The sequence below is a fragment of the Streptomyces sp. NPDC025273 genome, from assembly GCF_040638585.1.
In the GTDB taxonomy this organism is placed as follows: domain Bacteria; phylum Actinomycetota; class Actinomycetes; order Streptomycetales; family Streptomycetaceae; genus Streptomyces; species Streptomyces cinereorectus.
The window spans coordinates 17,491-38,341 of record NZ_JBEZYP010000020.1 but is presented as its reverse complement, the minus strand read 5'-3'; the positions used below and the strand labels follow the sequence as shown (position 1 = coordinate 38,341).

Genomic DNA, 20,851 nt, shown 5'->3' with positions numbered 1-20,851 from the left:
CCGGGTGCGCACGCGTGGTCCACGCGGCCCTGGGGCGCATCGGCCGACAGGGCCGTCACCTCGTCAGCGGCAGCGCCGCCAGCTCCGCGATCACCCAGGTCAGCGGGGCGAACACGATCAGCAGCACTGCCGCGCGCAGGGCCGTGGCGGTGCGCAGGGCGGAGGCGGGAGCGCCCATACGCCACAGGGTCTCGGCCGTGCGGGCCCGGGCCTGCTTGGCCTCCAGCGCGGAGGTCAGCAGCGTCGCCGTGGTGCAGCCGAGGACGAGTACGGCGCCGAGCGCGGTGAGCGGGCCGAAGGGACGCGGGCCGCCGGTGTACAGCACCGAGGCCGCGATCACCCCGGACACCACCGCGCAGACCACTCCGAGCGGGCGCCCGACCCGGGACGCCTCGTCCATCAGGACCCGGCCAGCCAGCAGCCGCACGCCCCCGGGGCGCACGGCCTGGAGCAGCCGCCCGCACAGGTGGGTGAGGCCGGGACCGGCCATGGCCAGACCGATCGCGGTGAGGGTCCAACCGGCCAGCACGCTCGCCGGGGTGGAGTCGAGCCGCCCGGGCAGCGGGAAGGGGCTGCCCGCCGAGCCGCGGCTCGCGTACGCCTCGACCGCCAGGCCGGCCGCGGTGAGAGCCACGCCCCACGGCAGTCCCGTGGGCGAGGGAGCCGGGGCGAGCAGGTCCTCGGTCTCCTGGGTCGCGGAGGGCGCGGCCGGCCGGGAGCGCAGCGCGAACGCACTGGCCGCCGCCGAGACCAGCGGTACGAGGGCGAGCAGGGTGAGCGCCGCGGCGAGCGGCAACGGCGTCCCCGCGCCGAGGAATTCGGCCGCGCCGCCGTCGAAGGGCAGTCCGGTCAGATCGCCGCGGAGGTGGAGGAAGAAGAGCAGCGCCACCATCGAACCCAGCGTGGTGGACACCGCGGTGGACGCCGCGGCGAGCGCGGTCAGCCGGACCGGCCCGAGGCCGGCGGCGAAGAGTCCTGGGCGCGGTCGGGTGCTCGGGTCCGTACGTGCCACCGCGACCGCGAACTGTACGGTCGCGGCCAGCGGCACGGCGCACCACAGCAGCCGCAGGACGGAACCGGTGGCGTGCGCCGGGTGCCCGGAGGCGTATCCCAGGGTGCACAGCAGCAGGAAACCGACGCCGGCCGACGCCGCGGCGAGCAGCAGCCGCCGCATCAGGACCAGGGGATGGGATCCGCGGGTCAGACGGAGAGCGAGCACGCCGAGCGGCCTTCCGGATCGGACGCGGCGGGCAGGGCGACGGTGGTGACACGGCGGCCGTCGAGCAGCGGGACAGCACGGTCGGCGAGGGCGGCGACCTCCGCGTCATGGGTGGCGAGCACGACCGTGATGCCGTGGGACCGGGCCGCCGTGGTGAGGGTACGCAGCAGCTGTGAGCGCTCCGCCCGGTGCAGCGTCGCCGTCGGCTCGTCCGCGAAGAGCACGGTCGGCGCGGCGGTCAGGGCCCGGGCCACGGAGACCCGCTGACGCTGCTCCTGGAGCAGGGTGTGCGGCCGTTTCCTGGCGAGCGCGCCGATGTCCAGACGCTCCAGCCACTGCGTCGCCGCCTTCTTCGCCGCCCGGTGCGAGACGCCCCGCAGCAGCAGCGGCAGGGCGGCGTTCTCCCAGGTGGTCAGCTCCGGCACGAGCTGGGGCTCGGCGGCGATCCAGGCGAACCGGTCGCGGCGCAGGCGTTCGCGCAGCCGGGGGCCCATGGTGTGCACGGGGACACTGTTGAACCAGACCTCGCCCTGCTGGGGCACCAGCTGGCCGGAGAGGCAGTGGAGCAGCGTCGTCTTGCCGCTCCCGCGCGGACCGGTCACGGCGAGGACCTCGCCGTCGCGGACACCGAGGGAGACTCCGCCGAGCCCCGGGGATCCGTTGTGGGAGTGGTGCAGGGAACGAGCCCAGATCACGTCGTTGTCCGGCGGGGCCACCATGGCGTACACCTCGGTTCAGATCAGATTTCCCGTCCCCCGAACGGGGGAACCAGGACAGGGCCGATCGGTCACTCGGCACGCTAGGGAGTCGGACCGGGGTGTCGGGACAGCACGCGGCCCGGAGCCGCCCCTTCTCACTCGAACGGGTGGATCCGGGCCGTGTGGACCGTATGAAATGACTGCTGGAAGCGCTACCGGCGGTGGCCGGAGCGCCGGTCAGAGCTTGGTCCAGGCCTCTGTCAGGACGGCCCGCAGGATGCCCTCGATCTCGTCGAACGTCGACTGGTCGGAGATCAGCGGCGGCGCCAGCTGGACGACCGGGTCGCCGCGGTCGTCGGCCCGGCAGTAGAGGCCGTTGTCGTAGAGCGCCTTGGAGAGGAAGCCGTACAGGACGCGCTCGGTCTCCTCGTCGGTGAAGGTCTCCTTGGTGGCCTTGTCCTTCACCAGCTCGATCCCGTAGAAGAAGCCGTTGCCGCGGACGTCGCCGACGATCGGCAGGTCGTGCAGCTTCCGCAGCGTGGTGAGGAAGGCGTTCTCGTTGTCCAGGACGTGCTGGTTGAGGCCCTCGCGCTCGAAGATGTCGAGGTTGGCGAGACCGACCGCGGCGGACACCGGGTGGCCGCCGAAGGTGTAGCCGTGCAGGAAGGTGTTGCCGCCCTCGTAGAACGGTTCGGCCAGCCGGTCGGAGATGATGCAGGCGCCGATGGGGGAGTAGCCCGACGTCATGCCCTTCGCGCAGGTGATCATGTCCGGTACGTAGCCGAACTTGTCACACGCGAACATGGTGCCGAGGCGGCCGAAGGCGCAGATGACCTCGTCGGAGACGAGCAGCACGTCGTACTTGTCGCATATCTCGCGCACCCGCTGGAAGTAGCCGGGCGGCGGCGGGAAGCAGCCGCCGGCGTTCTGCACGGGCTCCAGGAAGACGGCCGCCACGGTGTCGGCGCCCTCGAAGAGGATCTCCTGCTCGATCTGGTCGGCGGCCCAGCGGCCGAAGGCCTCCGGGTCGTCGCCGAAGAGCGGCGCGCGGTAGATGTTGGTGTTCGGCACCTTGTGCGCGCCGGGCACCAGCGGCTCGAACGGGGCCTTGAGCGCGGGCAGTCCGGTGATCGACAGGGCTCCCTGGGGGGTGCCGTGATAGGCGACCGCACGCGAGATGACCTTGTACTTGGTCGGCTTGCCCGTGAGCTTGAAGTACTGCTTGGCCAGCTTCCAGGCCGTCTCCACGGCCTCGCCGCCGCCCGTGGTGAAGAAGACCTTGTTGAGGTCGCCCGGGGCGTGGCCCGCGAGCCGCTCGGCGAGCTCGACGGCCTTGGGGTGCGCATAGGACCAGACCGGGAAGAAGGCCAGCTCCTGCGCCTGCTTGTACGCCGCCTCGGCGAGCTCGTGGCGGCCGTGTCCGGCGTTGACGACGAACAGGCCGGAGAGGCCGTCGAGGTAGCGCTTGCCCTTGTCGTCGTAGATGTAGGTGCCCTCGCCACGCACGATGGTGGGAACGGGCGCGTTCTCGTAGTCCGACATGCGGGTGAAGTGCATCCACAGGTGGTCGTACGCGGTCCGGCTGAGGTCCTTGCTCACGGCTATCGGGTTCCCCACATATAGGTCTGCTTCTTGAGCTTGAGGTAGACGAAGCTCTCGGTGGAGCGCACACCGGGTACGGCCCGGATGCGTCTGTTGATCGTCTCCAGCAGGTGGTCGTCGTCCTCGCAGACGATCTCCACCATCAGGTCGAAGGAGCCCGCGGTCATCACCACGTACTCGCACTCGGTCATCGCCGACAGGGCATCGGCGACGGGTTCGACGTCGCCCTCGACGTTGACGCCGACCATGGCCTGGCGCCGGAACCCCACCGTCAGGGGGTCCGTGACGGCGACGATCTGCATCACGCCCTGGTCGAGCAGCTTCTGTACGCGCTGGCGCACAGCGGCCTCGGACAGGCCCACCGCCTTGCCTATCGCGGCGTACGGCCGGCGGCCGTCCTCCTGGAGCTGCTCGATGATCGCTAGGGAGACGGCATCGACCGCTGGTGACGATCCGTTCCCGGTCCTGGAGTCTGCGCTACGACTGGCCACGCGCCCACTCTGCACCGCGACTCGTCTGTCTGGCAAGCCTGAATCAATGAAATTCGTTGTCTGGGCACCTCTATGTCACTGAATCCGAAGGTGGCGTCAAGTGGGTATGTCGAAAGCGTCACCGGAGCGTCTAGGGTGGACGTCTCACCCATCGGACAGCTGACAGGAGGGGTGGTTGTGACCACCGAGGTGCGCCGTCTGCGCAACTACATCAACGGAGAGTTCCGGGACGCCGCGGACGGGCGGACCATCGACGTGGTCAACCCGGTGACGGAGGAGGTCTACGCGACCTCGCCGCTCTCCGGGCGGGCCGACGTCGACGCCGCCATGGAGGCCGCCGCGGCCGCGTTCCCCGCATGGCGTGACGTGACGCCCGCCGAGCGTCAGAAGGCACTGCTGAAGATCGCGGACGCCTTCGAGGAGCGGGCCGAGGACCTCATCGCGGCCGAGTCGGAGAACACCGGCAAGCCGCTGGAGCTCACCCGCACCGAAGAGATCCCGCCGATGGTGGACCAGATCCGCTTCTTCGCGGGTGCCGCCCGGCTGCTCGAAGGACGCTCGGCCGGCGAGTACATGGAGGGCCTGACCTCGATCGTGCGCCGGGAGCCGGTGGGCGTCTGCGCGCAGGTCGCCCCGTGGAACTACCCCATGATGATGGCCGTCTGGAAGTTCGCCCCGGCGCTCGCCGCGGGCAACACCGTCGTCCTCAAGCCGTCCGACACCACCCCGGCGTCGACCGTGCTGATCGCCGAGATCATCGGACAGATCCTGCCCAAGGGCGTCTTCAACGTCATCTGTGGCGACCGGGAGACCGGCCGCGCGATGGTCGAGCACCCGACCCCGGCGATGGCTTCCATCACCGGCTCGGTGCGGGCCGGCATGCAGGTGGCCGAGTCCGCCGCCAAGGACGTCAAGCGTGTTCACCTGGAGCTCGGGGGCAAGGCGCCCGTCGTCGTGTTCGGTGACACCGACATCGCGAAGGCCGTCGAGGGCATCTCCGTCGCCGGCTACTTCAACGCCGGCCAGGACTGTACGGCCGCGACCCGTGTCCTGGTCCACGAGTCCATCCACGACGAGTTCGTCACGGCGCTCGCCAAGGCGGCGGCCGACACGAAGACCGGCCTTCCGGACGACGAGGACGTGCTGTATGGCCCGCTCAACAACGCCAACCAGCTGGCGCAGGTGAGCGGGTTCATCGAGCGGCTCCCCGCGCACGCCAAGGTGGAGGCGGGCGGTCACCGGGTCGGCGACAAGGGGTACTTCTACGCTCCGACGGTCGTCTCCGGCCTCAAGCAGGACGACGAGATCGTCCAGCACGAGGTCTTCGGCCCCGTCATCACCGTCCAGTCCTTCACGGACGAGGCCCAGGCGCTCGCGTACGCCAACGGCGTCGAGTACGCCCTCGCCTCCTCGGTGTGGACCAAGGACCACGCCCGCGCGATGCGGATGTCCAAGAACCTCGACTTCGGCTGTGTGTGGATCAACACCCACATCCCGCTCGTCGCGGAGATGCCGCACGGCGGTTTCAAGAAGTCCGGCTACGGCAAGGACCTCTCGGCGTACGGCTTCGAGGACTACACGCGGATCAAGCACGTCATGACGTCGCTCGACGACTGACCGGCGCGCAGCCCGTGAGAGGCCCCGGGCTCACGCCCGGGGCCTCTCGTGTTCCCGGAGCTCGTGCCGCCGCAGGTCATGGACGGACCGTGCGGGGCAGGGCACTTCCGCTCGCTGGAGTGGTGAGGCACGTCGCCGGCCCATGGGCCGGCGAGGAGCCGGCCCGAGCCGCCGACGCGTGTCACCCCCAGCTTTTGAACGTGTTCATGATGGGCGTACGCTGCGGACATGAGCGAGCGAGCCCTCTTGCGGCGCATACGCGTGTGGTTGGTCGTCTTCATCGTCTGCCTGGTGCTGAGCGGTCTGACCGCCTTCCCGCTGGTGCACGAACTCCGCTGGACGGAGGGCCTGTTGCAGTCCTCCGCCTCGCCCGTCCCCGAGCACTTCCCGGCCCTGATGGAGTGGATCACCAGGGTGCGGACCGGCCTCGACGAGGCCGACGCGAGGTACCCCTTCGTGCTCTACGGAACCGACTGGCTGGCCTTCGCCCACCTGGTCATCGCGGTCGCCTTCTACGGCCCCTACCGTGATCCGGTCCGCAACATCTGGGTCGTCGAATTCGGCATGATCGCCTGTGCCGGGATCATCCCGCTGGCCCTGATCTGCGGGCCGATCCGGGACATCCCCTTCTGGTGGACCGTCATCGACATGTCCTTCGGGGTCTTCGGCGTCATCCCGCTGCTCCTCGTCCGCCGCATGATCAAGCGGCTGGAAGCGGTGCAGGGGACGCCGCTCCCGGTGCCGGCGTGATGCTCATCCGCCCTGCCTGCGCGGGCCGCCGTCACGCCGCCGCCGACGGCCCGGGCCCGGTGCGGAGACCGCCGGCTGCCCGGTATCCGCGTCAGGGCTTCCGGCCCACCGCACCGAACTGGGCGACCGGGGCCGGCCGGAGGCCGCCGTCGGGGCGCCACCGCGCGCACGACACGATGCCCGGGTCCAGGATGTCGAGTCCGTCGAGGAACGAGGCGAACTCGGAGCGGCCGCGGGCGGTGATCGGCGGGGTGGCGTTCCTGTTCCAGAAGCGCATCGCGGCCTCGTTGCCCTCGCCGCCCAGCTCCAGCGTGGGGTGGGTGAGCACCAGATGGCTGCCGGACGGCAGCGCGTCCATCAGCCCGCTCACGACGGACCGCGCCTCGTCCGTGTCCAGGACGAAGTTGAGGATGCCGAGCATCATCACCGCGACGGGGCGCCTCAGGTCCAGGGTCCGTTCCACGGCCCGCAGGATGCGCTCGGGATCGCGGGCGTCCGCGTCGAGGTACTCGGTGGCTCCTTCGGGGGAGCTGGTGAGCAGGGAACGTGCGTGCGCGAGCACGGTCGGGTCGTTGTCGACGTAGACGACGCGGGCATCGGGCGCCGTGTGCTGGGCGACCTCGTGGGTGTTGTTCGCGGTCGGCAGGCCGGTGCCTATGTCCAGGAACTGGCCGATGCCCACGTCCCCGGCCAGATGGTGCACCACCCGGCCGAGGAACGCGCGGTCGGCGCGCGCCACTTCGCCGATGCCGGGGTACATGCCGGTGACCCGGTCACCGACCACCCGGTCCACGGGGTAGTTGTCCCGGCCGCCCAGCCAGTAGTTCCACACCCGGGCGTTGTGGGCGATATCGGAACGGATGCGGGTGGGTTCCGTGCGGGGGCCGGTCACATCTGCTCCTGGCGCCGGTCCGGACATCACGTGTGATGCGGTACCCATGATGCCGGACCGATCAAGAGGAGCCGCGGGACGGTGACTTGGCCAGCTGGGCGCGCAGGGTGTCGATCCGGTTGGTGGTGATCGAGTCGACGCCGCACGCGACCAGCCGGCGCATCGTGCGCCCGGTGTCGGCCGTCCAGGCGGAGACGAGCAGGCCGTCCCGGTGGATACGGTCCGTCAGTTCGCGGCTCACCAGGCCGAACCGGTAGTTCAGCCAGTGCGGCCGCACCGCGTCGAGCAGGACGGGCCGGGGCGGGGCGAGCGTCGTCCAGGTCAGCGCGATCTCGGCGGACGGGTCCGCCGCGCGCACCCGCAGCATCGCGTCCGTGTCCGCGCAGTAGTACACGCGCCCGCCCGCCCCGCACTCGCGGACCACGCCCGTGACCGCCCGGACGGACGCGTCCGTCGAGCCCGGGAGGTCGATCATGAGCCGTCGGGCACCGGCGGCGGCCAGAGCCTCCCGCAGGGTGGGAACCCCGCCGGCGGTCATCTCCACCAGGTCGCGGTGGTCGACGCGGTCCAGACGCACCTCATGGCCCCACAGGCGCTCCAGGGTGGAGTCGTGGAGCAGGACGGGCACCTTGTCACGGGTGACGCGGACATCGATCTCGACCGCGTCCGCCCCCCGCTCCACGGCGGACCGGATCGAGGGGAGCGTGTTCTCGCGGGCACGGTACGGATCGCCGCGGTGGGCCACGGCGGTGACGGTGAGGGCCATGGGTTCATTGTGACCGCGGGGTCACCGGGCGGGGGGAGTCTCCAGCCAGTTCGTCGTGTACGTGTCGATCTCGGCGGCGAGCATCCGCTTCCCGGCCGGATCGAGGAAGGACGCCTCGACGGCGTTCTTCGCGAGGCCGGCCAGACCGCGCTCGTCCAGACCGAGGAGCCGGGCCGCCACCGCGTACTCGTTGTTGAGGTCGGTACCGAACATGGGCGGGTCGTCGCTGTTGATCGTGACGAGGACGCCCGCCCCGGCCATCTCCCTGAGCGGGTGCCGCTCGATGTCGGCGACGGCGCGGGTGGCGATGTTCGAGGTCGGGCACACCTCCAGCGCGATGCGGTGCTCGGCGAGATGCTCCAGCAGCCTCGGGTCCTGGACGGAGCTCGTGCCGTGGCCGATCCGCTCGGCGCGCAGTGCGGTCAGCGCGTCCCAGACGGTCTGGGGGCCCGTGGTCTCCCCGGCGTGCGGGACGGAGTGCAGACCCTCGGCGAGGGCCCGGTCGAAGTAGGGCTTGAACTGCGGGCGGTCCACCCCGACCTCGGGTCCGCCGAGGCCGAAGGAGACGAGCCCCTCGGGCCGCAGGTCCACCGCGAGCCGGGTGGTCTCCTCGGCGGCTTCGAGACCGGCCTCGCCCGGGATGTCGAAGCACCAGCGCAGGACGACGCCCAGCTCGGCCTCGGCGGCCTTGCGGGCGTCCTCGACGGCCTCCATGAAGCCCTGCTCGGGGATGCCCCGGCGGGTGGAGCTGAACGGGGTGAGGGTCAGCTCCGCGTACCGGATGTTCTGGCGCGCCATGTCCCGGGCCACCTCGAACGTCAGCAGCCGGACGTCCTCGGGGGTGCGGATCAGGTCCACCACCGAGAGGTAGACGTCGATGAAGTGCCCGAAGTCGGTGAAGGTGAAGAAGTCCGAGAGCGCCTCCGGGTCCGTGGGGACCCTGGAGTCGGGGTGGCGGGCCGCGAGTTCGGCCACGATGCGGGGCGAGGCGGAACCGACGTGGTGGACGTGGAGCTCGGCCTTGGGCAGCCCCGCGATGAAGGGGTGCAGATCGTTCATCGGATTCTCCCGGATCTCGGATACAGGCCGGGCACACCGGCTGCACCGGTCATCGTAGGCGGGGCCGGGCGACCCGAGGGCGGGCCGTAGCATGGCGGGACCACGATGGGGGAGGCCCATGTCAGACAACACGCAGCACACCGGGGGCGGGGCCGCGCCACGCGATCCATGGGCGCCGCCGGACAGCAGGGTGGAGCTCGGCAAGCAGTCCGGGACCCGCCCGCCGACCGTGCACGACCAGCCGACGGTCACGTCCATGCCCAGCGCCGAACCGGGCACCGGGCCGATACCGGGGGCGTCCGGTGGGTTCGGCCCGCCGCAGGCGGACGTGCCGCCGCCGCCCGTCGCGCCGAACGGACCGGGCATGCCCGCCGCTCCGCCCGCCGGCCAGTACGGCTACCCGGCGCCCGCCCCGCCCGCAGCCCCGTACGGCGGGTACCCGGGGTACCCCGGCTACGGCGGCCAGCCCGCCTGGGGCAATCCGGCGCCCGCCAACGGTCTCGGGACCGCGGCGATGGTGCTCGGCATCATCGCGGTGGTCGGCTTCTGCATGTGGGGCGTCGGCGTCGTGCTGGGCCTCCTCGCGCTGATCTTCGGCATCATCGGCCGTGGCCGGGCGAAGCGGGGCGAGGCGACCAACGCCGGCATGGCGCTCGCCGGGATCATCCTGGGCTCGATCGCGATGGTGATCAGCGCCGTGTTCCTCGGATTCCTCATCTGGGCCGTCGCCAACGAGGAGTCGGGAAGCGACTACGACTACGACGACCCGTACTCCACCTCGCTGGTGGCCGACGCCACGCGCTGACCGCAGGGGAACCGTCGCCCGTGGCGGGGCCGGGACACCGTCCCGGCCCCGCCACGGGCCGCTTCACGGCGCGCGCAGCCGCGTACGCGCCTCCATGAGCGCGAAGCCCAGCAGGTTCCGCCCCCGCCAGGCAGCGGGGTCCGCGGTCCGCGGATCGTCCTTCGCCAGCCCGATGCCCCAGATCCGGTCCATCGGGCTCGCCTCCACGAGCACCCGCTCCCCCGTGCCCAGCAGGTACGCCCGCAGCGCCGGGTCCTGCCCGAACTTGTGGACGCTGCCCGCCACCACCAGGCCGAACCGTTCACGCGTCCACACGGCGTCGTCGAAGCCCCGGACCAGCCGGCCCACCTTCTTCGCCACCGCCGGGCTGCTCGCGGCCACAGCCTGCGCCTCGGCCTCCGTGTCGCCGAAGAGGCGGGCCTTGCCGGCCATCATCCAGTGCTCGGCCGACGCGTAGGTCACCGAGTCCACCGTGAACGGCGCCGGCCACCACTGGCTGAGACAGCTCTCCCCGAGCCGCCCGTCCGCGCGGGGCCTGTGCCCCCAGAACGGCAGGTACTTCAGGCTCTCGCCGCGGGCCGCCCGAGCGAGAAGTTCGTCCATGCAACGCTGCTCCATGGCAGCCGAGTCTGGCATCCACCACGGACGGTCCGTCCGGGGATTTCCGTGACCGCCCGACACATCGTCGACAGATTTCGTCGCGTAACCAAAAGGAAACAACGGAATCACTTGTTGGTAGAGGTCCTCTCTGTCAGGATCGGCACTCAATTCGAGAAGAAGCTACGCCGCCCCGGTCTGCGGGAACGGCGGAGGAGAGTGTCATGGGCAACGGCTTCCAGGTGCGGGACCGCTTCGCCGACGGTGCGCAGTACATCGGCGGACGGCTGCGGCCCGGCACGTCGGGGCGCCACCAGGAGGTGGTGAACCCCGCCACGGGCGAGACGGTGTACCGCTACGAACTGGCCGGAACCGATGAGGTGGACGCGGCCGTCGCCGCCGCCCGCGAGGCGTTCCCCGGCTGGTCCGGCGCCACCCCGGCCGAGCGGTCGGAGCTGCTGCACCGCTTCGCCGCCGTACTCGCCGGGCAGGCCGAGGACTTCGCGTACGCCGAGTCCCTGCAGTGCGGCAAGCCCCTCAAGCTCTCCACCGAGTTCGACGTGCCCGGCACCGTCGACAACACCGCGTTCTTCGCGGGCGCCGCCCGTCACCTGGAAGGGAAGTCGGCCGCCGAGTACAGCGGCGACCACACCTCCTACGTACGCCGCGAGCCCCTCGGGGTCGTCGGTTCCGTCGCACCCTGGAACTACCCGCTCCAGATGGCGGCCTGGAAGATCCTGCCGGCCGTCGCGGCGGGCAACACCGTCGTGCTGAAGCCCGCCGAGATCACCCCGCTGACCGCGCTGATGTTCGCGCAGGCAGCCACGGAGGCCGGCCTTCCCGACGGCGTGATCAACATCGTCTGCGGAGCGGGCAAGGACGCGGGGGAACACCTCGTCGGACACCCCGACGTCGTGATGACCTCCTTCACGGGGTCGACCGCGGTCGGCAAGCGGGTCGCCGAGATCGCCGCCACCACCGTCAAGCGCCTCCACCTCGAACTCGGCGGCAAGGCGCCGTTCCTCGTGTTCGACGACGCCGACCTCGACGCAGCGGTCAACGGAGCGGTGGCCGGAGCCCTCATCAACACCGGCCAGGACTGCACGGCCGCCACCCGTGCCTATGTGCAGCGCCCGCTGTACGACGCGTTCGTCGCGGGCGTCGCCGGTCTCATGGAGACCGTGCGCCTGGGCGACCCCTTCGACCCGTCCACCGACCTCGGTCCGCTGATCAGCCGTCGGCAGCGCGACCGGGTAGCCGGATTCGTCGAGCGCGCCCGGGCGTACGCCACCGTCGTCACCGGCGGCGAGGCGCCCGGCGGCGACCTCGCGGACGGGGCGTACTACCGGCCGACCCTGATCACGGGCGCCGCCCAGGACAGCGAGATCGTGACCTCGGAGATCTTCGGCCCGGTCCTGGTCGTCCTGCCCTTCGACACCGACGACGAGGGAATCCGCCTCGCCAACGACACCCCCTACGGGCTCGCCGCCTCCGCGTGGAGCCGCGACCTGTACCGGGCGAACCGCGCCACCCGTGAGCTGAGAGCGGGCTGCGTGTGGATCAACGACCACATCCCGATCATCAGCGAGATGCCGCACGGCGGGTACAAGGCCAGCGGCTTCGGCAAGGACATGTCGTCGTACTCGTTCGAGGAGTACACGCAGGTCAAGCACGTCATGTACGACAACACCGCGGTGGCCGCGAAGGACTGGCACCGCACCGTCTTCGGGGACCGATAGCAGGCTGCCGCCCGGCGGCCCCACCCACCCGGAAGGGCAACGCGTATGCAGGAGTACGAGGCCGAGAGCCTCTCCGCGCCACAGCTGGCCGCCATGAGGCGCAGCCTGGCGGGCGGCAGGGGTGCCCTCACCCGCCGTTCACTTCTCCGTGCTTCGGGCATGGGCGCGCTCGCGCTCGGCGGCCTCGGCACGCTCGGCGCGTGCGGCATCCCGCCCGCGAAGCGGGACGGGGGCGCCGCGGCGGCCTCGGACGACCACTCGGCCGAGGAGAAACGCGTCACCTTCTCCAACTGGACCGAGTACATGGACGTCAGCGAGGACGAGAAGAGCCGTCCGACCCTGGAGGCGTTCACCGGACGCACCGGGATCACGGTCAAGTACACCGAGGACATCAACGACAACGTCGAGTTCTTCGGGAAGATCAAACCGCAGCTCGCCGCGGGCCAGGACACCGGACGGGACCTGATCATCGTCACCGACTGGCTCGCCGCGCGCATCATCCGGCTCGGCTGGGCGCAGAAGCTCGACCCGGCGAACCTGCCGCACGCGTTCGCCAACCTCTCGGCCCAGTTCCGCAGCCCGGACTGGGACCCCGGACGCGCCTACTCCTACCCCTGGACCGGCATACCCACCGTCATCGCCTACAACGAGAAGGCGACCGGCGGCCGGAAGGTCGACTCCGTCACCCAGCTGCTCGACGACCCGAAGCTCAAGGGCAGGGTCTCCTTCCTCTCCGAGATGCGCGACTCGGTCGGCATGACGCTCCTCGACATGGGCAAGGACCCCGGCTCGTTCACCGACGCCGACTACGACGCGGCGATAGGCAGGATCCAGAAGGGCGTCGACAAGAAGCAGATCCGCCGCTTCACCGGCAACGACTACACCGCCGACCTCAGCAAGGGCGACATCGCGGCCTGCGTCGCCTGGGCCGGCGACATCATCCAGCTCCAGGCCGACAACCCGGACATCAAGTTCAGCATCCCGGCCGCCGGCTACATCACCTCGAGCGACAACATGCTGGTCCCGGCCAGGGCCCGGCACAAGACCAACGCCGAGAAGCTCATGGACTACTACTACGAGCCCCCGGTCGCCGCCCAGCTCGCCGCGTACATCAACTACGTCTGTCCGGTGGACGGGGTCGCCGCGGAACTCGCGAAGATCGACGAGTCGATGGCCTCGAACACACTGATCCTCCCGGACAGGGAGATGGCAGCGAAGTCGCGCTCCTTCCGCTCGCTCAGCTCCGAGGAAGAAACCGCGTACGAGGAGAAGTTCGCCAAGCTCATCGGCGCCTGACCGGCCCGTCCCCTCCCCGAACTCCCCCGACACCACTGGGACTGCGACCCATGACACAGCAGCAGACAGCGAGCGGCGACGTCCGACTCACCGGGATCAGCAAGACCTACGGCTCCTTCACCGCCGTACAGCCACTCGATCTGACCGTCCCGCAGGGCTCCTTCTTCGCCCTGCTCGGCGCCTCCGGCTGCGGCAAGACCACGACCCTGCGGATGATCGCGGGGCTGGAGGAGGCCACCACAGGCACGGTCTCGCTCGGTGGCACGGACATCACCGGCCTGCCCCCGTACAAACGGCCCGTCAACACCGTCTTCCAGAGCTACGCGCTCTTCCCGCACCTCGATGTCACCGAGAACATCGCCTTCGGGCTGCGCCGCCGCGGCATCAAGTCCGTGAAGAAGCAGGTCGGCGAGATGCTGGAGCTCGTCCAGCTCGGCGACTTCGCCCACCGCAAACCGCATCAGCTCTCCGGCGGCCAGCAGCAGCGCGTCGCCGTGGCCCGCGCCCTCATCAACCACCCCCAGGTGCTCCTCCTCGACGAGCCGCTCGGCGCCCTCGACCTCAAGCTGCGCCGCCAGATGCAACTCGAACTCAAGCGGATCCAGACCGAGGTCGGCATCACGTTCATCCATGTCACCCACGACCAGGAGGAGGCCATGACCATGGCCGACACCGTCGCGGTGATGAACGGCGGCCGGGTCGAACAACTCGGCGCCCCCGCCGATCTGTACGAGAACCCGCAGACCACCTTCGTGGCGAACTTCCTGGGGACGTCCAACCTCATCGAGGGCGAGGTCGTCACCGCGGGCACGGGCAGCACGGGCACCGACATCGTCGTCGCCGCCGGCGGCGGGAGGATACGGCTGCCCGCCGGGCGATGTCCCGCCCCGGTGACGCACGGCGGCAAGCTGCTCCTCGGCGTCCGCCCCGAGAAGATCTCCCTCGCCCACGCCGACGAGGCGGGGTCCGTGGACGACGGCCGCAACCGCGTCACCGGAAGGATCGTCGACTCCAGCTTCATCGGTGTCTCCACCCAGTACGTCGTGGAGAGCCCCGCGGGCAAGGCGCTGCAGGTGTACGAGCAGAACATCGAGAGGGACACCCGGCTCGTCCCCGGCGCCGAGGTCGTCCTGCACTGGAATCCGGCCCACACCTTCGGCCTGGACGCCGGCCAGCCGATGGACGCCGGTGTGGAGAGCGTGGAGGACGCCGCGTGAGCGTCACCGGCGCGCCGTCGGCGCCGCCCACCGGACCGGAGGTCCGCAAGCGGTCAGCCCGCAGGCGGCTCGTCCCGTACTGGCTGCTGCTTCCCGGCATCCTGTGGCTGCTCGTCTTCTTCGCGCTGCCGATGGTCTACCAGGCGTCGACCTCGGTGCAGACCGGATCCCTGGAGAAGGGCTTCGAGGTCACCTGGCACTTCCGGACGTACTGGGACGCCTTCGCCGACTACCACCCGCAGTTCGTCCGGTCCCTGCTCTACGCCGGCTCCGCCACGCTCCTGTGCCTGCTGCTGGGATACCCGCTCGCGTACCTGATCGCGTTCAAGGCCGGCCGCTGGCGCAACCTGGTGCTCGTGCTGGTCATCGCACCGTTCTTCACCAGCTTCCTGATCCGGACGCTGGCCTGGAAGACGATCCTCGCGGACGGCGGGGCGGTGGTCGACGTGCTGGACACCCTGCACGTCCTGGACGTCACCAGCTGGCTCGGCTGGACCGAGAACAACCGGGTCCTGGCCACCCCGATGGCCGTCGTCTGCGGTCTGACGTACAACTTCCTGCCGTTCATGATCCTGCCGCTCTACACCTCGCTGGAGCGGATCGACGGCCGGCTGCACGAGGCGGCGGGCGACCTGTACGCGACCCCCGCCACCACCTTCCGCAAGGTGACGTTCCCGCTGTCCATGCCCGGGGTGGTCTCCGGCACCCTGCTGACCTTCATCCCGGCCAGCGGCGACTACGTCAACGCGGAGCTGCTCGGCTCCACCGACACCAAAATGGTCGGCAGCGTCATCCAGACGCAGTTCCTGCGCGTCCTGGACTACCCGACAGCGGCCGCGCTCTCGTTCATCCTCATGGCGGTCGTCCTGCTCGTGGTCACCGTCTACATCCGCCGCTCCGGGACGGAGGACCTGGTCTGATGCCCGTACTCCGCTGGATTCGCCGGAACCTGGTCGTGATCGCGGGTCTGCTGACCCTCGCGTACATGATCGTGCCGAACGTCGTCGTGATGGTGTTCTCCTTCAACAAGCCGAACGGGCGCTTCAACTACGCCTGGCAGCGGTTCTCGCTGGACGCCTGGAAGGACCCCTGCGGCGTCGCCGACCTCTGCGGTTCGCTCTCGCTCTCGCTGCGGATCGCCTTCTGGGCGACCCTCGGCGCGACGGCGCTCGGCACGATGATCGCCTTCGCGCTGGTCCGCTACCGCTTCCGGGCGCGCGGCGCGATCAACTCGCTGATCTTCCTTCCGATGGCGATGCCCGAGGTCGTCATGGCCGCCTCGCTGCTCACGCTCTTCCTCAACATGGGCGCCGAGCTCGGCTTCTGGACCGTGCTCATCGCACACGTCATGTTCTGCCTCAGCTTCGTGGTGACGGCGGTCAAGGCGCGCGTGATGTCGATGGACCCGAGGCTGGAGGAGGCCGCCCGCGATCTCTACGCGGGGCCGGTGCAGACCTTCCTCCGGGTGACGCTGCCCATCGCGGCCCCCGGCATCGCCGCGGGAGCCCTGCTCGCCTTCGCGCTCTCCTTCGACGATTTCATCATCACCAATTTCAACGCGGGTTCCACGGTCACGTTCCCCATGTTCGTCTGGGGATCGGCGCAGCGCGGAACACCCGTGCAGATCAACGTCATCGGTACGGCCATGTTCGTCATCGCCGTGGCGGTGGTGCTCCTCGGCCAGCTCATAGCGAACCGGCGGAAGAGCAGAGCAGGAAAATAGGCACCTCTAAGGAGTTGGAAACCATGGCCCCGGACGCCATGCGTACTGCCGCACACGCACTCTCCGACGCACGTCCCCTCTCCTACTGGCTCGACGACCCGGGAAAGCCCGGAGCGCTCCCCGCGCTCACGGGGGACGAACGGTGCGACCTCCTCGTCGTGGGCGGCGGCTACAGCGGTCTGTGGACCGCGCTGCTCGCCAAGGAACGGGATCCCGGGCGTGATGTCGTCCTCGTCGAGGGACACGAGGTGGGCTGGGCCGCCTCGGGCCGCAACGGCGGATTCTGCGCCGCCTCGCTGACCCACGGCCTGGCCAACGGACTGGAACGCTGGCCGGACGAGATCGGGTACCTGGAGGAGCTGGGCGGTCAGAACCTCGACGCCATCGAGTCGGCCGTCGCCCGCTACTCCATCGACTGCGACTTCGAGCGCACCGGTGAGATCGATGTCGCCACCGCGCCGCACCAGCTCGACGAGCTGCGGGAATGGCACCGCCGGACCCAGGAGCTCGGCTTCTCGGGAGTGGAGCTCCTGGACCGGGAGCAGGTGCGCGCCGAGGTCGACTCGCCGACGTTCCTGGGCGGCCTGTGGGACCGGCGCGGGGTCGCCATGCTGCACCCCGCGAAGCTCGCCTGGGGTCTGAAGCGGGCCTGCCTGGGGCTGGGTGTGAGGATCTTCGAGCACACCCGGGCCCTCGGACTCGCCCGGTCGGGCGCGGGCGTGGCGGTGCGCACCCCCTACGGCAGGGTCTTCGCCCGTGACGTGGCCCTCGGGACGAACATCTTCCCCTCGCTGGTCAGGCGGGTGCGCCCGTACACCGTCCCGGTGTACGACTACGCGCTGATGACGGAACCCCTCGGTGCGGGCCAACTCGCCTCGATCGGCTGGGGAAATCGCCAGGGCCTGGGCGACAGCGCGAATCAGTTCCACTATTTCCGGCTCTCCGCGGACAACCGGATCCTGTGGGGCGGATACGACGCGATCTACCCCTACGGTGGCCGGCTGGATTCCTCGCTCGACCAGCGTCCGGAGACCTTCCTGAAACTCGCGGGGCAGTTCTTCGAGTGTTTCCCGCAGCTTTCCGGAGTGCGGTTCAGCCATGCCTGGGGTGGTGCGATCGACACCTGTTCACGCTTCTCCGCGTTCTTCGGGACGGCCTTTCGCGGGCGGGTCGCCTACGCCGCCGGATACACCGGCCTGGGTGTCGGAGCCACGCGTTTCGGGGCGGACGTGATGCTCGATCTGCTCTCCGGCGGGGAGACGGAGCGCACGGCGCTCAGAATGGTCCGCACGAAGCCGATGCCGTTCCCGCCCGAGCCGTTCGCCTGGACGGGGATCGAGCTCACCAAGAGGTCGCTCGCCCGCGCGGACAGCCACGGCGGGCACCGGAACCTGTGGCTGCGCACCATGGACCGGATGGGGCTCGGTTTCGACAGCTGACCACGGACTACGGCGTGACGCGGTTCACTGCCGCCGGGTGGCCGAGCCCGCGTCATGAGCCGGGCCCGCCCCTCTCTCTCCCCCCCCGTGAACGCACCGGCGGAACCCCGCCGGTGCCCACGGGCGGGTCGTGACGAGGGGTGACGTCCTTCCAGAGGTCTCGACAACCGGACCGGGTCCGGACCGCGTGGTGCGCGGCCCCGCTCGGTTCCCCCTCGTGCGGCGGCCGTTGTGGTACCTGAGGGAGGCCTCCATCCGGCGGGCAACGGCCACACCTCGCCCGCCGAGGTCGCCGAAGCGCTGAACCGCCCCACGAGAAGACCGATTGCTGTTCGTGCCGGACCCACGGCACCTGCTCCGGGTTCCGGGGGCCGATGACCCGGTCCGTCAGCCGGGACCGCTCCGACACCCGGGAGTTCCCGGAGAACTTCGACGCCTACTCCGGGAGCTGACCGCCCGCGGCACCGCTCGTCCGGCGAGCGCCGGTCCTCGGCAGCGCCGCTCGCAGGACGAGCAGCAGCACCGCGCCCAGGCACCAGCTGGCGAGTACGTCCAGCGGCCAGTGGTAGCCGCGCAGCACCAGACCGATGCTCGTGGCCGCCGTCAGCAGGACGGCGGTGACGAGCGTCATCCATGACCGCCGTACGTACGGCGCCAGCAGCAGGGCCGCGGCCCCGTACGCCACCGCCGCGGTGGCCGTGTGACCCGAGGGGTAGTAGCCGGTCGCCTCCGTCAGCGGGCCCTGCCGGTCCGTCCACAGCTTGAGAGGCACGACCAGCGCGGGTACGGCCGCCATGGCCGCGACGGCGTACAGCGCCGCCCGGCGGGCACCGCGGAACCACGCGACGAGGACCCCGCACGCCAGCACCGGGACGGCGACCTGCGGGTTGCCGAGATCGGCGAAGAGATCGGCGAGCCGGGCCGGACCGCGCCCGGCCAGCTCCAGACCGAGCCGCTCGTCGGGCCCGAGCAGGGGACCGTCGGCCACGACCTGCCAGGTGACCACCGCGAAGACCGCCAGCAGCGCCGACACCTGGAGAACGAGAAGAACCGGCCACCGGGGAACAGGGGGGATTGTTCCGGGGTGGCCGGTCGGACCGGTGTGCCGCGCGCCCCGGGGGGTGTGGGGCGAGCGGCCATCCGATCGGTGAGGAGTTCCGGAGCCCGAAGCTCCAGCGGTGTGCGCGAAGGCACTGCCGGGACGGTGCGGGGGGAGCCCCGGCCCGGCATCGCCCGCAGTCTCCTGCGAGCGGGGTGTTTCTCTCATCTGCGGAAACCGTACGTCAGAGGGAGCAAGGACCGATAGCGCCCACGGTATCCCGCCATTGCCCCCGCACACCTTCTTCACAGGCCGTCACCGGGGCACCGGTCATTGCCGCCGAAAACGGCTCGCGCACCGGTCGCGGACGGCCTCCCACGGATCAGATCCGGGCGAAGGCCTGCTCGATGATGTCCAGACCCTCGTTCAGCAGGTCCTCGCCGATGACCAGCGGCGGCAGGAAGCGCAGGACGTTGCCGTAGGTGCCGCAGGTCAGCACCAGCAGGCCCTCCGCGTGACAGGCCTTGGCCAGCGCCGCCGTGGCCGCCGGGTCCGGGTCCTTCGTGCCGGACTTCACCAGCTCGATCGCGATCATGGCGCCGCGGCCGCGGATGTCACCGATGATGTCGCCGTTCGGGAGCTTCGCCCGCATCTCGGAGAGGCGGCCCTTCATGACCTCCTCGATGCGCCTGGCCTTGCCGTTCAGATCCAGCTCGCGCATCGTCTCGATGGCACCGAGCGCACCGGCGCAGGCCACCGGGTTGCCGCCGTACGTGCCGCCCAGGCCACCGGCGTGGGCGGCGTCCATGATCTCGGCGCGGCCGGTCACCGCGGAGAGCGGGAGGCCGCCCGCGATGCCCTTGGCCGTGGTGATGAGGTCGGGCACGATGCCCTCGTCCTCGCAGGCGAACCACTGGCCGGTGCGGCAGAAGCCGGACTGGATCTCGTCGGCGACGAAGACGATGCCGTTGTCCTTCGCGAACCGCGCGATCGCGGGGAGGAAGCCCTTGGCCGGCTCGATGAACCCGCCCTCGCCGAGGACCGGCTCGATGATGATCGCGGCGACGTTGTCCGCGCCGATCTGCTTGGTGATCTCGTCGATGGCCTGGGCGGACGCCTCGGCACCGGCGTTCTCGGCACCGGTCGGCCAGCGGTAGCCGTACGCGACGGGCACGCGGTAGACCTCGGGGGCGAACGGACCGAAGCCCTGCTTGTACGGCATGTTCTTCGCGGTCAGCGCCATCGTGAGGTTCGTCCGGCCGTGGTAGCCGTGGTCGAAGACGACGACCGCGGTGCGCTTGGTCCAGGCGCGGGCGATCTTCACGGCGTTCTCGACGGCCTCGGCGCCCGAGTTGAACAGCGCCGACTTCTTCGTGTGGTCGCCCGGCGTCAGCTCGGCGAGCTGCTCGCAGACCTCGACGTACCCCTCGTACGGCGTGACCATGAAACAGGTGTGGGTGAAGTCGGCGAGCTGCGCGGACGCGCGGCGTACGACCGCCTCGGCCGAGGCGCCCACCGACGTCACGGCGATGCCGGAACCGAAGTCGATCAGGCGGTTGCCGTCCACGTCCTCGATGATCCCGCCGCCCGCCCGGGCGGTGAACACCGGCAGCGTGGAACCCACGCCCGCGGCGACGGCCGCGACACGGCGAGCCTGCAGCTCGACCGACTTCGGGCCGGGAATGGCGGTGACGACGCGGCGCTCCTGCGGAATGTCGGACATGCGGGGCTCCTGGGGGTGTTTCGGACGCGCTTCTCTTTCTGCAGGCTAGGGGCGGGTACGGGCCGCGGTCATGCTCCGATCGGGAGTGGTGGGGGCGTGTCCTTGTCCGCCACGGACAGATGGCCGGACGGGGGCACCGCGCGGCAGCCACCGGCGCCATCCGGCCGATTGCCGAACTC

The 20,851-nt window shown here is 70.5% G+C and carries 18 protein-coding genes and 1 pseudogene; 9 read left to right on the top strand and 10 right to left on the bottom strand.

The annotated features are described in order from the left end of the window. Positions 1–55 precede the first annotated feature (55 nt). The 4 genes from AB0F38_RS26730 to AB0F38_RS26715 all read right to left on the bottom strand — a co-directional run bounded on the left by AB0F38_RS26730 (position 56) and on the right by AB0F38_RS26715 (position 4,010). The gene (locus AB0F38_RS26730) at positions 56–1,219 is read right to left on the bottom strand and encodes a hypothetical protein (protein ID WP_361898410.1); all 1,164 of its coding nucleotides are present in this window, start codon (positions 1,217–1,219) and stop codon (positions 56–58) included. Next, entirely contained in the window at positions 1,201–1,938 is a 738-nt protein-coding gene (locus AB0F38_RS26725; RefSeq protein WP_361898407.1) for an ATP-binding cassette domain-containing protein, read from the bottom strand. Before AB0F38_RS26725 ends, AB0F38_RS26730 begins: the two co-directional genes overlap by 19 nt. Positions 1,939–2,154: 216 nt before the next feature. Further along, positions 2,155–3,534 (bottom strand): aspartate aminotransferase family protein, encoded by a 1,380-nt coding sequence (locus AB0F38_RS26720; protein WP_361898404.1) that lies wholly within the window; start codon positions 3,532–3,534, stop codon positions 2,155–2,157. Further along, positions 3,519–4,010 carry an Lrp/AsnC family transcriptional regulator gene (locus AB0F38_RS26715; RefSeq protein WP_361898401.1) on the bottom strand — a complete coding sequence of 164 codons (492 nt, stop codon included), beginning with the start codon at positions 4,008–4,010 and terminating at the stop codon, positions 3,519–3,521. The genes AB0F38_RS26720 and AB0F38_RS26715 overlap by 16 nt, the downstream gene beginning before the upstream one ends. Positions 4,011–4,187: 177 nt before the next feature. On the opposite strand from AB0F38_RS26715, the gene AB0F38_RS26710 reads away from it, so the two are divergent. Continuing rightward, positions 4,188–5,627 (top strand): gamma-aminobutyraldehyde dehydrogenase, encoded by a 1,440-nt coding sequence (locus AB0F38_RS26710; RefSeq protein WP_361898399.1) that lies wholly within the window; start codon positions 4,188–4,190, stop codon positions 5,625–5,627. A gap of 228 nt (positions 5,628–5,855) precedes the next feature. After that, positions 5,856–6,377, top strand: a complete 522-nt coding sequence (locus tag AB0F38_RS26705; protein WP_361898396.1) for a hypothetical protein — start codon at positions 5,856–5,858, stop codon at positions 6,375–6,377. Between the two features lie 91 nt (positions 6,378–6,468). On the opposite strand, the gene AB0F38_RS26700 is transcribed toward AB0F38_RS26705, so the two are convergent. The 3 genes from AB0F38_RS26700 to AB0F38_RS26690 form a co-directional block, all read right to left on the bottom strand. Next, positions 6,469–7,269, bottom strand: coding sequence for an SAM-dependent methyltransferase (locus AB0F38_RS26700; RefSeq protein ID WP_361898393.1), 801 nt, complete (start codon positions 7,267–7,269; stop codon positions 6,469–6,471). A 61-nt stretch (positions 7,270–7,330) separates the two neighbouring features. Next, complete coding sequence (locus AB0F38_RS26695) at positions 7,331–8,035, bottom strand: glycerophosphodiester phosphodiesterase (protein WP_361898386.1); 705 nt, start codon at positions 8,033–8,035, stop codon at positions 7,331–7,333. Between the two features lie 21 nt (positions 8,036–8,056). Then, entirely contained in the window at positions 8,057–9,094 is a 1,038-nt protein-coding gene (locus AB0F38_RS26690) for an adenosine deaminase (protein WP_361898383.1), read from the bottom strand. A gap of 118 nt (positions 9,095–9,212) precedes the next feature. Here AB0F38_RS26690 and AB0F38_RS26685 point away from each other — a divergent pair, with 118 nt between their 5' ends. After that, entirely contained in the window at positions 9,213–9,899 is a 687-nt protein-coding gene (locus AB0F38_RS26685) for a DUF4190 domain-containing protein (protein ID WP_361898381.1), read from the top strand. Between the two features lie 63 nt (positions 9,900–9,962). Here the strand turns inward: AB0F38_RS26685 and AB0F38_RS26680 are convergent, their stop codons facing one another. Further along, the gene (locus AB0F38_RS26680) at positions 9,963–10,502 is read right to left on the bottom strand and encodes an NADAR family protein (protein WP_361898378.1); all 540 of its coding nucleotides are present in this window, start codon (positions 10,500–10,502) and stop codon (positions 9,963–9,965) included. Positions 10,503–10,720: 218 nt separating this feature from the next. On the opposite strand from AB0F38_RS26680, the gene AB0F38_RS26675 reads away from it, so the two are divergent. From AB0F38_RS26675 to AB0F38_RS26650, 6 genes are read left to right on the top strand one after another with little or no spacing between them, the layout of a single operon-like run. After that, entirely contained in the window at positions 10,721–12,235 is a 1,515-nt protein-coding gene (locus AB0F38_RS26675) for a gamma-aminobutyraldehyde dehydrogenase (protein WP_361898375.1), read from the top strand. 45 nt (positions 12,236–12,280) lie between these two features. Beyond that, on the top strand, positions 12,281–13,531 hold the full coding sequence (locus AB0F38_RS26670) for a spermidine/putrescine ABC transporter substrate-binding protein (RefSeq protein ID WP_361898373.1): 1,251 nt from the start codon (positions 12,281–12,283) through the stop codon (positions 13,529–13,531). A gap of 50 nt (positions 13,532–13,581) precedes the next feature. Then, positions 13,582–14,748 carry an ABC transporter ATP-binding protein gene (locus AB0F38_RS26665; RefSeq protein ID WP_361898370.1) on the top strand — a complete coding sequence of 389 codons (1,167 nt, stop codon included), beginning with the start codon at positions 13,582–13,584 and terminating at the stop codon, positions 14,746–14,748. Further along, positions 14,745–15,668, top strand: coding sequence for an ABC transporter permease (locus AB0F38_RS26660; RefSeq protein ID WP_361898367.1), 924 nt, complete (start codon positions 14,745–14,747; stop codon positions 15,666–15,668). Before AB0F38_RS26665 ends, AB0F38_RS26660 begins: the two co-directional genes overlap by 4 nt. Further along, the gene (locus AB0F38_RS26655; protein ID WP_361898364.1) at positions 15,668–16,471 is read left to right on the top strand and encodes an ABC transporter permease; all 804 of its coding nucleotides are present in this window, start codon (positions 15,668–15,670) and stop codon (positions 16,469–16,471) included. The genes AB0F38_RS26660 and AB0F38_RS26655 overlap by 1 nt, the downstream gene beginning before the upstream one ends. Positions 16,472–16,494: 23 nt before the next feature. Beyond that, entirely contained in the window at positions 16,495–17,910 is a 1,416-nt protein-coding gene (locus AB0F38_RS26650) for an FAD-dependent oxidoreductase (protein ID WP_361898362.1), read from the top strand. 387 nt (positions 17,911–18,297) lie between these two features. On the opposite strand, the pseudogene AB0F38_RS26645 reads toward AB0F38_RS26650, so the two are convergent. Continuing rightward, positions 18,298–19,177 (bottom strand): annotated as a pseudogene (locus tag AB0F38_RS26645) (phosphatase PAP2 family protein). A 154-nt stretch (positions 19,178–19,331) separates the two neighbouring features. Next, the gene (gene gabT / locus AB0F38_RS26640; protein ID WP_361898360.1) at positions 19,332–20,672 is read right to left on the bottom strand and encodes a 4-aminobutyrate--2-oxoglutarate transaminase; all 1,341 of its coding nucleotides are present in this window, start codon (positions 20,670–20,672) and stop codon (positions 19,332–19,334) included. Between the last annotated feature and the right edge of the window lie 179 nt (positions 20,673–20,851).